Origin of the sequence: Mixta sp. Marseille-Q2659 (assembly GCF_940807255.1) — a bacterium.
GTDB lineage: Bacteria > Pseudomonadota > Gammaproteobacteria > Enterobacterales > Enterobacteriaceae > Mixta.
In genome coordinates this window covers 15,016-28,589 of the sequence record NZ_CALNWY010000018.1, presented here as the reverse complement: position 1 = coordinate 28,589, position 13,574 = coordinate 15,016, and the positions used below count along the sequence as shown (strand labels likewise).

Here is a 13,574-nt window from a genome sequence, read left to right as displayed (position 1 = left end):
CATAAGCGGAGTTAACCGGTGGTGCCAGCGTTCTGCTGCTGTTGATAAACGGCAATAATTTCTGCCGCTACGGCAACGGCGATTTCCGCCGGCAGCTTGCCCGTCACTTCCGGCAGCCCAATCGGACAGCGCAACCGATCAAGCTGCGGCTGGCTAAAGCCTTTACCGCTCAGACGCCAGATAAAGCGCTGGCGCTTGGTTTGCGAGCCAATCACGCCGACATAGCGATAATCTCCGCGTCGTAGTACCGCCTCGCAAAGCGCCAGATCGAGCGGATGATGATGCGTCATGATGATGTAATAGCTGTCAGGCGGCAGCTGTTGAACATACGCCACCGGATCTTCCTCACAACAAAGGGTTACGCCAGGCGGCACCTGTGTAAACATCTCATTGCGTTCGTCGATCCAGTTAACGTGACAGGGTAACGTTGACAGCAGATTTACCAGCGCCTGACCGACGTGTCCGGCGCCAAATACGGCGATCTGCGGCTGCTCACAGAGCAGTGGCTCAAACAGAATGGTCGCCATCCCACCGCAGCACTGTCCCAGCCGGGCGCCAAGATTAAACGGCTCACAGTGAGTAGCGGTGCGCTTCTGTTGCAGCATCGCGCGCGCCATTTCCACGCACTGAAACTCCAGATGGCCGCCGCCAATCGTAAAGAATTGCTTATCCGCCGTGACGATCATTTTACTGCCGCGATCGCGCGGCACCGAGCCGCGTTCATTAAGTACGGTAATCAATACGCACGATTGCCGCTCGGCCTGCAGCTGATTCAGCGTGGCAATCCACTCATGGGGAGACATAGTCTTCTCCTGCCAGCCGACTGACCGCCCAGAAAACCCGCTCCGGTGTGGCGGGCGTATCGAGATGCGGATGAAGACGGTAGTCCGCCACGCTGGCAACCGCATCCTGCAAGGCGCTCCAGACGGAAATGCCCAGCATAAACGGCGGCTCGCCGACCGCTTTGGAATGAAATACCGTTTGCTGTGGATTTTTGCGGTTCTCCAGCAGCGTGACGCGCAGATCGGCCGGAACGTCGCCGATAGTGGGAATTTTATAGCTGGCCGGGCCATCGGTCAGCAGTTTCCCGGTACCATCCCACATCAGTTCCTCACAGGTCAGCCAGCCCATACCCTGCACAAAGCCGCCTTCAACCTGGCCAATATCAATCGCCGGATTCAGCGAAGCGCCGACATCATGCAGAATATCGGCGCGCAGCAGACGGTATTCGCCGGTCAGCGTATCGATCAGCACTTCGCTACAGGCCGCGCCGTAAGAGAAATAGTAAAACGGCTGGCCGCGCCCCGCCGCCCGATCGTAATGAATGCCCGGCACACGGTAGTAACCGGTCGCCGACAGCGGCACCTGGTTCAGCCAGGCCAGCTGTGCTACTTCGCGGAAAGTGAAATGCTGCTGTTTCACCCGTACAATGCCGTTGCTAAAGCTCACCTCCCGTTCATGACACTGATGCAGGCGGCATAGCATCTCGGTCAGGCGCTGACGCAGGATCTCCGCCGCATGCTGCGCCGCCTTGCCGTTAAGATCGGTGCCGCTGGAGGCGGCGGTCGGCGAGGTGTTAGGCACTTTTCCTGTATCGGTTGCGGTGATGCGGATACTGGCCAGATCGATCTGCAACACTTCCGCCACAATTTGCGCCACTTTGGTATGCAGTCCCTGGCCCATTTCGGTGCCGCCGTGGTTCAGCTGTACGGTGCCGTCGGTGTAGATCAGGATCAGCGCGCCCGCCTGGTTGAGGAAGCTGGAGGTAAAGGAGATGCCAAACTTTACCGGCGTCAGCGCCAGGCCGCGCTTCAGTATCGGGCTGGCGGCGTTAAACTGGCGGATGTCAGCGCGCCGCGCCTGATAGTCGGCGCTCTGCTCCAGCTGCGCGGTCATTTCTGCCAGCAAATTATCCTCAACCCGCTGGTGGTAATGCGTGACGTTGCGCTTCTGCTGGCCGTAGTAGTTACGTTTGCGCACCTCAAGCGGATCCAGCCCGCGATGCCGCGCTATTGCATCCATAATCTGTTCAATCGCCACCATGCCCTGCGGACCGCCAAAGCCGCGATAGGCAGTATTGGAGGCCAGGTTGGTGCGACAGCGATAGCCGGTTATGCGTGCATCGCCCAGGTAATAGGCGTTATCGGCATGAAACATGGCGCGGTCGACAATCGAACCGGAAAGGTCGAGCGAGTAACCGCAGTTGCCCGCCAGCTCGATATTGACGCCGCAAAACAGCCCCTCGTCATCAAAGCCGACCTCATAACGCACAAAGAATGGATGGCGCTTGCCGGTGATGCGCATATCATCGCGGCGCGCCAGGCGCATTTTCGCCGGACGTCCGGTTTTATGGGCCGCCAGTGCGCACAGACAGGCGACGCCTGCCGCTTGCGTCTCCTTGCCGCCGAATCCGCCGCCCATGCGTCGCATATCGATAGTAACCTTATTCATGCCGATGCCCATCACTGAAGCGACCAGCTTCTGCACTTCGGTTGGGTTTTGCGTTGATGACCAGACCTGGAATGATTGATCCTCGCCGGGCGCAACCAGCGCGATCTGGGTTTCCAGATAGAAATGCTCCTGGCCACCAATATGAAACTGGCCCTGAAGCCGGTGCGGCGCGCGCGCCAGCGCTGTTTCGACGTCGCCGCGCTGATGCACGTGCGGCTCCTGTACAAAATGTCGCTGCGCCAGCGCTTCTTCCACATCCAGAATGGCGGGCAGCGGCGCATAATCGATTTGCGCTGCCTGCGCGCCCAGCCGCGCAGCCTCTTCGCTTTCGGCGGCGACAACCAGCACAATCTGGCCGACATACTCCACGCTGTCGCGTGCCAGTAGTGGATCGCCCGGCTCCAGCGGGCCAATATCCAGCTCGCCCGGTACATCGCGCCAGGTCAGTACGTCAATGACGCCGGGAATGGCATAGCACGCGGCGGTATTCACATTCACGATGCGCGCGTGCGCGTGATCGCTCAGGCGTGGGCAGAGATGCAGCATGCCGGGAAAGGCTAACCGGTCATCAATATATTGTGCTTCGCCGGTCACATGCTTTTCCGCACTTTCGTGCCGCTGGTTGCGGCCAACGCCGTTCTGCATACCGGCAAGATATTGCGCTTCCAGCACTTCCTGATTAACCGCCGGGTGATTATGAGACATAACGGGCTACCTCGCTGACGGCCAGTTCACCGTTAAGCTGATGGAAATAACGACGCAGCAGGTTTTTCGCCAGCTGCATACGCCACGCAGCGCTGGCGCGCGCGTCGCTCAGTGGCTGGAAATCCTGCTCCAGTGCCCGACAGGCGCGTTCCAGCGTAGCCGGAGATAAAGGCTGGCCGATTAATGCCGTTTCGCAGGCGGCGGCCCGGCGTGGGATTTCTGCCATGCCGCCAAAGGCGATACGCGCGCCAGTAATGAGTGACTCGCCGCGCGTGAGCGTGAAGGCGGCGAATACCGCGGAAATATCATCTTCCTGACGCTTTGAGACTTTCCAGGCGCGAAACTCTTGTGACAACGTCATCTTTGGCAGGCTAATAGCGCGAATAAATTCACCTGGCTGCAGCGCGGTACGGCGATAGCCGAGGAAAAACTGATGCAGCGGCAGCGTACGCAACTGTTCGCCACGCTGGAGAATCAGTGAGGCATCCAGCGCCAACAGCATCGGCGCACAGTCGCCAATGGGCGAAGCGTTGGCAATGTTGCCGCCAAGCGTGCCGCGATTGCGGATCTGCCGGGAGGCAAAACGGTGCAGCATTTCGCTAAAGGCCGGAACCGATGCTTGCAGCCGCTGCTGACAGTCGCTCAGCGGTACGGCGGCGCCAATAACAATGGCATCCGGGGTCTCCTGCCACTGCAGCAACTCCTCTGTTTTTTCCAGCGCAATCATTAACGGCAATTTTTGATACTGCTGGGTAATGCGCAACGCCAGATCGGTGCCGCCTGCCACTAATATCGCTTCCGGGTGCGCCAGATAAAAACTGGCCAACTGCGTGCAGCTCTTAGGGATCACGTAGCGGCTGGTTTCGGTGACAATGTCACTCATTGTTGCCTGCTTTAACGCCTGTAAACGGGCCACGGTTTCCGCCTCGCACTGGCTGAAGCTGTCGCTTGCTGGCTGCTCACAGGCGATACGCGCCGCCTCTACAATGGGTCGATAGCCGGTACAGCGGCAGAGATTACCTGCCAGCGCGCTTTCGGCCTGCTGACGATCCCAGCCTTGACTGTTTTTTTGCAGCGCAAACAGCGACATCACAAAGCCGGGCGTACAGAAGCCACACTGCGAGGCATGACTGGTAACCATTGCCTGCTGGACGCTGTGTAGCCGATCGCCCTGCCGCAGATCCTCCACCGTAATTAATTGCTTGCCGTCCAACGCCCCGATCGGCAACAAACAGCTGTTTACCGTTTCATAGCGCATTTTGCCCTCCACCACGCTGCCCAGCGCAACGGTACAGGCGCCGCAATCGCCGGAAGCGCAACCCTCTTTGGTGCCGCAGCGCCCTTTTTGCTGGCGCAGATAATTCAGAACGGTGGTATTAGCATCGATGTGCTGCTCGCGTACCAGCGTCTGATTAAGCAGAAAATGAATCATGCCGTTTCCTCATCTTTCTGGCGCCATGCGCACTGGCCGTTGACCCAGGTTTCGGCAATGGTGCGATCGTCGCCCAGCGTCATTAGTACAAACAGCTTTTCCCAGATATCGCGGCTGTTGTCCCAGCGCAGCGCCTGCAGCGGCGTGGCCTGCGGATCCAGCACTACGAAATCCGCCTCTTTACCCGGCGTAAAGTTGCCGATCAGATGATCCAGACTCAGCGCCCGCGCGCCGCCGAGCGTAGCGTGATAAAAGGCTTCACTGGCATGCAGCTTATAGTTTTGCAACTGACTGACTTTGTAAGCCTCGCCCAGGGTTTGCAGCATATTAAAGGTGGTGCCTGCGCCAATGTCGGTGCCGATGCCGGTTTTGACCTGCTGCTGCCAGCTACGCGCCAGATTGAACAGCCCGCTGCCGAGAAACAGGTTGGAGGTCGGACAGAAGGCGACGGCGGAATCGCTCTGATGCAGGCAGTGCCACTCCTCCGCCTCCAGATGCAGGCAGTGGGCAAAAACGCTGCGTGGGCCCGTGAGCTGATAATGGTGGTAAACGTCGAGATAGTGCGCCTGTGCCGGAAACAGCGCTTTTACCCACGCCACTTCCTGCTGGTTTTCCGCCAGATGGGTGTGAATCCAGGTATCAGGAAATTCCTGATGCAGCTGCGCCACTTTCTCCAGCAGTTCCGGCGATGAGGTGGGCGCAAAACGCGGCGTCAGCGCATAGCCCAGGCGGCCCCGCTTATGCCAGCGCTGGATCAGCGAGCGCGTTTGCTGATAGCTCTGCTCCGGCGTTTCCAGCAGGTAATCCGGTGCATTACGATCCATCATTACTTTACCGGCGATGATGCGCATATTGCGCCGCCCGGCGGCCTGAAACAGCGCTTCGACCGATTCGGGATGCACGGTACCGAAAACCAGCGCGCTGGTGGTGCCGTTGCTAAGCAGCTGCTGCAGGAAAATTCGGACATCGCCGCCGCGTGATCGGCATTGTGATAATGCGCTTCCGCCGGAAGGTGTAATTTTCCAACCAGTTCAGCAGCTGTTCGCCAAACGCGCCGACCATTTCGGTTTGCGGATAGTGAATATGACAGTCGATAAAGCAGGCACGATTAGCTTTCCGCGCCGGTCGAGAATGAGACAATCGGCGGGCAGCATTCCTCTGCTTCCTGCCACGGACGCAGGCTGATAACGCGTCCGGCATTAATAATTAACAGGCCATCTTCGATATAACGCGCCTGCTGCTCGACCAGCGAGGGATCGTTAACCGTGGCGGCTATATCAAAAAAGCTGCTGCGAATGGCATAGTTTTCAGTCGCTGACATAAGGCTTCCTTTACTGCAAAAAGGGCTCTGGTTGTTATTGCAGGCAATTGTGTTATTAGAACATTGCAAGAGTTATGCCAGCCATCAACTTTTAATATTCTCATCTAAATCAAAATGTTATCTTGCGAAAGGCTTAATAATAGCTCCTTAAACGATTGCGCAACCGCTTGCTTTGTTAAAAACGCCAGCACTATCAGTCATAAAAAAGAGAAATACTATTCAGCTGAAATCTGTCGGCTCTGGACTGCCCCTTTGACAGGCAGCTCTGTGGTGCAGCGCACCAGCGTGGTGCCTTTAGCTCGCATCTTTAATCGGCACTGGGCAGCTGCAAAGTGAAATGCTATGGTGACTGACCTGAAAAATGTGTTGAGGAACAGAGAGATGATAATTTTTGTTACCGGAGCGACCGCCGGATTTGGTCAAACTATCGCCCGTCGTTTTATCGCGGCAGGACATAAGGTGATCGCGACCGGACGCCGTCAGGATCGTCTGGACGCGCTAAAAGCGGAGCTGGGAGAAAACCTCTATACGCTACAGTTTGATGTGCGCGATCGCGCGGCCATTGATGCCGCCGTCGCCACGCTGCCCGCTGAGTGGCAGGAGATCGATATTCTGGTCAATAACGCCGGGCTGGCGCTGGGCGTGGAGCCGGCACATCAGGCCAGTATTGAAGACTGGGAAACCATGATCGATACCAATAATAAAGGCCTGGTTTATATGACACGCGCCCTGCTGCCCGCGATGGTTAAACGTAACGTTGGTCATATTATTAATATCGGTTCTGTGGCTGGTAACTGGCCCTATATGGGCGGCAACGTATATGGCGCCACCAAGGCCTTTGTCCGTCAGTTCAGCCTGAATTTACGCACCGATCTGCACGGTACCGCCCTGCGCGTGACCGATATTGAGCCAGGACTGGTGGGCGGCACCGAGTTTTCCAACGTGCGCTTTAAAGGCGACGACAGCCGCGCGGAGAATGTTTATGCCGGCACCACCGCCCTGACGCCGGAAGATGTAACCGAAGCGGTTTACTGGGTGGCGACGCTGCCAGCGCACGTCAATATTAATACGCTGGAAATGATGCCGGTGAGCCAAACCACTGCGGGCCTGAAAGTCGCAAAAGAGTCGTGATGGCTGAAAACTCATAAAAAGCCTGATGCGCCATTAAAAACGCCGACCTGAAAGCCGGCGTTTTAACTCTTTTAGTAGCTGACCAGGTTCAACGCTACGCTTTGCCCCATCCCGCCACGATAATCAGCATGCCGCAAAAAGCGACCGCCGCGCCCAGCCAGTCATAGTGGCTCAGGCGCACGCCATCCACCCAGCGCAGCCACAGCAGCGCGGTAACCACATAAACGCCGCCGTAAGCGGCATATACACGCCCGCTGGCTGCCGGATGCAGTGTTAACAACCAGACGAACGCCGCCAGGCTCAACGCCGCCGGGATCAGCAGCAGCATTGATGCGCCCTTTTTTAGCCACAGCCACGGCAAAAAGCAGCCGATGATTTCTGCCAGCGCGGTAAGAAAAAAGAGCAGTATGATTTTAATCATTGAAACCTTGCCTGAAACAACCGAAAGCACTTGGCCTGCTGGTGAGCAAATAATTGCCGATGATATACTAAAAACACTGTCACCTCATGGCGGCCCGCCATGAAAGCTAAGGAAGAAAAGATGAAAACCTTATCTGAACGTCTGGCGCTCGCCCTGCTACCGTTGACGCTGTTCGGCGCGCTGGCACTGTCATCCACTACGGCGCAGGCACGTACCGATCGTCTGATTATTGAAAACGGCAATAATGCGTTAAGCAGTGAAGAAGCGCGTCAGAATAAAGAGCAGTGGGATGATACCCGTATGCTGCGTAAAAAGGTCAACAGCCGCGTCGAGAAAGAGTTTGATAAAACCGATCGCGCTTTTGATTCTCGCGACGCCTGCGAAAAAAGCTATAACGTCAATGCCTACTGGGAAGCAAATACTCTGCGCTGCCTCGATCGTCGTACCGGACGCGTGGTCGCGCCCTGATCGTACTTAGCTGCTATAGTTACCGCTGGTTTTATTGCAAAAGGATGATGTGATGAGAGCGAAGAAGTGGATGTTAAGCGCCCTGCTGGTTGTTGCTCCGCTGGCTGCCCAGGCGTCATGCGAATCGGTAAAAGCGGATATTACCCAGAAGATTATCAATAACGGCGTGCCTGAATCGGGCTTTACGCTGGATATTGTGCCTAACGATCAGGCTGACGCCGCCGGTGGTCAGGTTGTGGGACATTGTGAAAACGATTCCCAGAAAATTGTCTACAAACGCACCGGCGTTGACAGTGAAACCAATGTACCCGCCGATGCGGGCACTGCACAGGACGCCCCTCAGTAATCTTCCTCCAGGCACCGCCCTTTGCGGTGCCTTTTTTATTCCGGCCTGCGCGACGGCATCGTCCATGCAATAAACAGGCTACCCACCGCAATCACCAGCGACACAATAAATACCCAGTGCAGCGAAGCCGCAATCTGCGCCGTCATCTGCTGTAGCGTACCGCCGTCCAGCGCCTGGCGGCGTTCGGGCGACATGATCTGCTGGACCGGATCGTGCGCATCGGGCAGACGCAGCAGCAGGTTATAGTTCAGCACCGCGCCCATCAGGGCCGTCCCCAGCGCCGAACCCAGCATCCGGCTGAACATAATTGAGGCGGTACAGATGCCGCGAATGGAGAAATCCGCGCTGTTCTGCACCGAAACCAGAAAGGTGGTGCTGGTCATTCCCATGCCGGTGCCGATAACGAAAGCGGCAAAGCCCGCCTGGATCAGGCTGCTGTCGGCATGCAGCATCAGCAACAGCGCCATGCCGGCAATTAACAGCAACGCGCCAAGCTGAGCGGTAAAGCGATAAGAGGTATGCAACATCAGCCTGCCGCAGAGCGTGCTGGCCAGCGGCCAGCCGATTGACATCATTGCCAGTGCGCTTCCGGCCTGCAGCGGCGAGCCGCCGTTAATGCCCGGATCCAGGTAGGCAAAAAGGCGCTGATGCCCATCATCGCCGCGCCGATAATTAAATTTCCGGCGTTACCGGCAACAATCGTCCGGCTGCGCCAGATCGCCAGCGGAAACAGCGGCGCTTCCGCATTTCTTTCGTGGCGCAGCAGAATAAACCCGGCGATCAACGCTACTGCCAGAAACAGCAGCAACCAGTAGCCCAACGCTTCCGCCTGCAGCAGCGCGACCAACAGCGCGCTGACGCTCAGCATCAGCCAGGCGCTGCCGGAAATATTCAGCCGCTGCGCGGAGGTTTGTTGGTGTGCAGGCAGCCAGCGCGCCAGCATCAGCATTGAAATGATGCCCAGCGGTAAGTTGACCCAAAAAACCAGCGCCCAGCTAAAATGTTGCACAATCCAGGCACCGGTCAGTGGGCCGATAATCGCCGCCACGCCCCATACGCTGGAAAGCCAGCCCTGAATACCTGCCCGCTCGCGTGGTGAATAAATATCGGCAACGATAGTTAAGGTTACTGGCATTGCGCCCGCGCCCAGTCCCTGAAAAGCACGAAACACAATCAACCATGTCATGCTCTGGGCCAGACCACAGCACCGAACCCAGCAAAAACAGCGAGGTGCCGATAAAGAAGATGCGTTTACGTCCCCAGAGATCGGCCAGACGACCATAAATCGGCACGCTTACCGCCTGCGTCAGCAGATAGCCGGAAAAGACCCAGCCAAACTGCGCAAAGCCGCCCAGCTGAGCAATGATGGTGGGCATTGCCGTTGCGACAATCGTAACTTCAATCGCCGCCATAAACATCGCCAGCATACAGGCGACTAAAATCCACGGTCGGTGCGCGACCGGCTGATGTTGTGCTGTCATTGTTTCCCTTCCTGTTAATCCCCTAAGCGTAGCGCACCCGCTACGCAGCGGTAGCGCAATTTTTTGTGACGTTGTCACCAAATGCTTGCTCTGTTGTTAGCGGCTGAAGGTCTGCGACAGCAACCAAAACTATCCTGCTGATTTTGCCCAAAAACTGGCGCCTGCGCCGTCGCGCTGCTATAGGTTTAAGGCGCCGCATGTTTTTTTGCTGATAAAGGCGTAAAAATCAGCAATTTATATTTAGTGTCCGGCTGCGCGGTGGGAAACCGTTTTCTGCCCCGTGATGCCCAAGGATTAATATAACAAGTGAGCCATCTTCTAGGATGCGCTCAGCCATTCCCCAGGAGAACCCTGTTCATGCACGTTTCTTCCACGATTAAGCGAATCACGCTGGCCCTACTGGTGATCGCGCTGGTCGCTGCCCTGTTGGTTTACGGTGTGGGCCTGGATGTGATTAAGGCGCGCCAGGTCGATTTACTTTACCTCGGTAAACAGCATCTCTGGCTGGTGGGCTGGTCGATGCTGTTTGCCCTGCTGGTCGGCATTCCCAGCGGGTTTTCTCAGCCGCCCCTTCGCCCGCCGCTGGGCGGAATACATTATGCAGATCTTTAACGTTGGCAATACGCTGCCGCCGCTGGCAGTACTGGCGCTGGCGATGGTGGTGATCGGCATCGGCGATCGTCCGGCGATTATCGCTGTTTCTCGCCTCGCTGTTACCTATTGTGCGCAACACCTATGCTGGCTTAATTGGCGTGCCGGACTCGCTGCTGGAGGCCGCGAACGGTATCGGTATGACCAAAGCGCAACGGCTGCGCCAGGTGGAACTGCCAAATGCCTGGCCGGTGATGCTCTCCGGCATTCGTATCGCCATGGCGATTAATGTCGGCACCGCGCCGCTGGCTTTTCTGATTGGCGCCAGTAGCTACGGCGAGCTGATCTTCCCCGGCATCTACCTGAACGATTTTCCCGTCCTGATTTTGGGCGCGGTGGCGACGGCGCTGTTTGCGCTGATTCTCGATATGTTGCTGGCGGCGCTGGGCCGCTGGCTTAGCCCGCACGCGCTGTAAAGGAGCCGTTAATGATGATTCGTAACCTGACGCGCAGGCTATGTGGCTTGCTGGCGGCGCTGGCGCTCTGCTTCAATGCCGCGCAGGCCGCGCCTGTTACTATGGCGACCAAGGGCTTTACCGAGCAGCATATTTTGTCCGCCATGACCACCATGTGGCTGACTAAAAAAGGCTTCGAGGTGATCCCAAAAACCAATATTCCCGTCTCCATCAGCCGCAGCGCCATGTTGAATAAACAGATTGATATGACCTGGGAATACACCGGCTCCTCGCTGATTATCTTCAACCATATAAAAGAGCCGATGTCCGCAAAGCAGGCCTATGAAACCGTGCGGCGGCTGGATGCAAAGCTTGGTCTGGTATGGCTCGATCCGGCGCCAATGAATAACACCTACGCTTTCGCCATGCAGCGCAAACGGGCGGAAAAAGAGCATATCACCACGGTTTCCCAGCTGGTGGCGCGCATTGAACAGATCCGCAAAACGGATCCAGAGCATAACTGGATGCTGGGGCTGGATCTGGAATTTGCCGGTCGCTCCGATGGCCTGAAGCCGCTGCAGAAACTCTACGGCTTAACGCTCGATCGCCCGCAAATCCGTCAGATGGATCCGGGACTGGTCTATAACGCCGTCCGTGACGGCTTTGTTGATGCGGGCCTGGTTTATACCACCGATGGCCGGGTGAAAGGCTTCGATCTGAAAATTCTGGAAGATGATAAACATTATTTCCCCAGCTATAACGTGACGCCGGTGGTGCGCAAAGAGGTGCTGGAGGCCAATCCGGGTCTCGCGGCAGCGCTTAATCAGCTTTCTGCGTTAATTACCGATGACGCCATTACCGAACTGAACAAGCGCGTCGATATCGATCACCAATCACCGCAGCAGGTCGCCCGCGATTTTCTGCAAGCAAAAGGCATGCTGTAAGGAGGCGCTATGGATACGATTCACTACATGATCGACGACTGGCCTCATCTTCTCGCCCTCACCTGGCAGCATCTGTGGCTGGTGCTGGTCGCGGTCGGCTGCGCCATTCTGGCGGGCGTGCCGCTGGGCATTTTGATTGTGCGCTTTAAATGGCTGGCGACGCCGGTATTAGGCATTGCAACTATTGTTCTCACCATTCCGTCTATTGCGCTGTTTGGCCTGATGATTCCGGTTTTTTCGCTGATCGGTCAGGGAATTGGCGTGGTGCCGGCGATTACGGCGGTATTCCTCTACTCTCTGCTGCCAATTGTGCGTAACACCCATACTGCGCTGGAGAGCCTGCCGCCCGGCCTGCGCGAAGCGGGACAAGGAATCGGCATGACCTTTTGGCAACGGCTGCGCTGGGTGGAAATCCCGCTGGCGCTGCCGGTAATTTTCGGCGGCATCCGTACGGCGGTCGTAATGAACGTCGGCGTGATGGCAATTGCGGCGGTTATTGGCGCTGGCGGCCTCGGCCTGCTGTTACTAAATGGCATCAGCGGCAGCGATATTCGTATGCTGATCGCAGGCGCGGTACTGATCTGCTTACTGGCTATTATTCTTGACTGGCTGCTGCATCGCTTGCAGCTGGTGCTGACACCGAAGGGGATTCGCTAATGATTAAACTGGAAAATCTGACTAAAACCTTCACCCAGAAAAACGGCACCACAATGAACGCGGTGGATAACGTCAGCCTGCACGTGCCGGCAGGCGAAATGTGCGTGCTGCTCGGCCCGTCCGGCTGTGGGAAAACCACCACGCTGAAGATGATTAACCGCCTGATCCCGGCGACCAGCGGCAAGATTACCATTAACGGCGAAGATACCAGCACGCTGGATACGGTGACGCTGCGCCGTAATATCGGTTATGTGATCCAGCAAATCGGTCTGTTTCCGAATATGACCATTGAGGAAAACATTACCGTGGTGCCGCGTATGCTCGGCTGGGATAAAAAACGCTGCCGCGAGCGTGCCAGCGAGCTGATGAGCATGGTGGCGCTCGATCCGCATAAGTTCCTGCATCGCTATCCCAAAGAGATGTCGGGCGGACAACAACAGCGTATCGGCGTAATTCGTGCGCTGGCCGCCGATCCGCCGGTACTGCTAATGGATGAGCCTTTCGGTGCGGTCGATCCCATTAACCGTGAAGCCATTCAAAACGAGTTTCTTGATATGCAGCGTCAACTGAAGAAAACCGTGATGCTGGTGAGCCATGATATTGATGAAGCGCTGAAGCTGGGCGATCGCATTGCGGTATTCGGACAAGGGAAGATTGTGCAATGCGCCACGCCCGATGAGCTGCTGGCAAAACCGGCCAACGAGTTTGTCGGCTCTTTTGTTGGCCAGGATCGTACGCTGAAGCGCCTGCTGCTGGTGCAGGCGGGCGATGTCACCGATCAGCAGCAGACCTTTACCGTGCAGCGTGCAACGCCGCTGGCAGACGCTTTTGCGATTATGGATGACAACGATATGCGTTCCATTACTGTCGTGGACAATGACGACCGTCCCCTCGGCTTTGTGAAGCGCCGTGAAGCGCGCGGTGCCAGCGGCAACTGTGAAGAGTTGATACACCGCTTCACCGTCACCGGCAAGGCGGAAGAAAACTTACGTGTGGTGCTATCGAAACTGTATGAACACAACCTGGTCTGGATGCCGATCGTGGATGAGGATGGCCGCTACAGTGGAGAGATTTCGCAGGATTATATTGCGGACTATCTCAGCTCTGGCCGCACGCGCCGTGCAATTAACCGCTAAACAGGACCTTGAATACGAAAACGAAAACGCGCCCT

At 56.8% G+C, this 13,574-nt stretch carries 10 protein-coding genes and 3 pseudogenes; 7 read left to right on the top strand and 6 right to left on the bottom strand.

Annotation, left to right across the window (positions count from 1 at the left end; translation table 11 throughout):
• Positions 1 to 11: 11 nt before the first annotated feature.
• The 4 genes and pseudogenes from xdhC to guaD all read right to left on the bottom strand — a co-directional run bounded on the left by xdhC (position 12) and on the right by guaD (position 5,909).
• Positions 12 to 803, bottom strand: a complete 792-nt coding sequence (xdhC, locus tag P3C52_RS13560; protein ID WP_275555513.1) for a xanthine dehydrogenase accessory protein XdhC — start codon at positions 801 to 803, stop codon at positions 12 to 14.
• Positions 790 to 3,156 (bottom strand): xanthine dehydrogenase molybdopterin binding subunit, encoded by a 2,367-nt coding sequence (gene xdhB / locus P3C52_RS13555; RefSeq protein WP_275555512.1) that lies wholly within the window; start codon positions 3,154 to 3,156, stop codon positions 790 to 792. Before xdhB ends, xdhC begins: the two co-directional genes overlap by 14 nt.
• Positions 3,146 to 4,588, bottom strand: coding sequence for a xanthine dehydrogenase small subunit (xdhA, locus tag P3C52_RS13550; protein WP_275555511.1), 1,443 nt, complete (start codon positions 4,586 to 4,588; stop codon positions 3,146 to 3,148). The genes xdhB and xdhA overlap by 11 nt, the downstream gene beginning before the upstream one ends.
• Positions 4,585 to 5,909, bottom strand: a pseudogene (gene guaD / locus P3C52_RS13545) (guanine deaminase). The gene xdhA and the pseudogene guaD overlap by 4 nt, the downstream one beginning before the upstream one ends.
• 381 nt (positions 5,910 to 6,290) lie before the next feature.
• On the opposite strand from guaD, the gene ydfG reads away from it, so the two are divergent.
• The gene (gene ydfG / locus P3C52_RS13540) at positions 6,291 to 7,040 is read left to right on the top strand and encodes a bifunctional NADP-dependent 3-hydroxy acid dehydrogenase/3-hydroxypropionate dehydrogenase YdfG (protein ID WP_275555510.1); all 750 of its coding nucleotides are present in this window, start codon (positions 6,291 to 6,293) and stop codon (positions 7,038 to 7,040) included.
• 94 nt (positions 7,041 to 7,134) lie between these two features.
• Here the strand turns inward: ydfG and P3C52_RS13535 are convergent, their stop codons facing one another.
• Positions 7,135 to 7,461 (bottom strand): YnfA family protein, encoded by a 327-nt coding sequence (locus tag P3C52_RS13535; protein WP_275555509.1) that lies wholly within the window; start codon positions 7,459 to 7,461, stop codon positions 7,135 to 7,137.
• Positions 7,462 to 7,581: 120 nt separating this feature from the next.
• Here P3C52_RS13535 and P3C52_RS13530 point away from each other — a divergent pair, with 120 nt between their 5' ends.
• On the top strand, positions 7,582 to 7,929 hold the full coding sequence (locus P3C52_RS13530; protein ID WP_275555508.1) for a DUF1283 family protein: 348 nt from the start codon (positions 7,582 to 7,584) through the stop codon (positions 7,927 to 7,929).
• Positions 7,930 to 7,981: 52 nt separating this feature from the next.
• On the top strand, positions 7,982 to 8,275 hold the full coding sequence (locus P3C52_RS13525; protein WP_275555507.1) for a DUF1161 domain-containing protein: 294 nt from the start codon (positions 7,982 to 7,984) through the stop codon (positions 8,273 to 8,275).
• Positions 8,276 to 8,310: 35 nt separating this feature from the next.
• Here the strand turns inward: P3C52_RS13525 and P3C52_RS13520 are convergent.
• A pseudogene (locus P3C52_RS13520) lies at positions 8,311 to 9,756 on the bottom strand (MDR family MFS transporter).
• 357 nt (positions 9,757 to 10,113) lie between these two features.
• Between P3C52_RS13520 and P3C52_RS13515 the strand changes: the two are divergent.
• From P3C52_RS13515 to osmV, 4 genes and pseudogenes are all read left to right on the top strand, one after another.
• A pseudogene (locus tag P3C52_RS13515) lies at positions 10,114 to 10,823 on the top strand (ABC transporter permease).
• 11 nt (positions 10,824 to 10,834) lie between these two features.
• Positions 10,835 to 11,746, top strand: a complete 912-nt coding sequence (locus tag P3C52_RS13510; protein ID WP_275555506.1) for a glycine betaine ABC transporter substrate-binding protein — start codon at positions 10,835 to 10,837, stop codon at positions 11,744 to 11,746.
• 9 nt (positions 11,747 to 11,755) lie between these two features.
• Positions 11,756 to 12,403 carry an osmoprotectant ABC transporter permease OsmW gene (gene osmW, locus P3C52_RS13505; protein WP_275555505.1) on the top strand — a complete coding sequence of 216 codons (648 nt, stop codon included), beginning with the start codon at positions 11,756 to 11,758 and terminating at the stop codon, positions 12,401 to 12,403.
• The gene (gene osmV, locus P3C52_RS13500) at positions 12,403 to 13,539 is read left to right on the top strand and encodes an osmoprotectant ABC transporter ATP-binding protein OsmV (protein ID WP_275555504.1); all 1,137 of its coding nucleotides are present in this window, start codon (positions 12,403 to 12,405) and stop codon (positions 13,537 to 13,539) included. Before osmW ends, osmV begins: the two co-directional genes overlap by 1 nt.
• Positions 13,540 to 13,574: the final 35 nt, after the last annotated feature.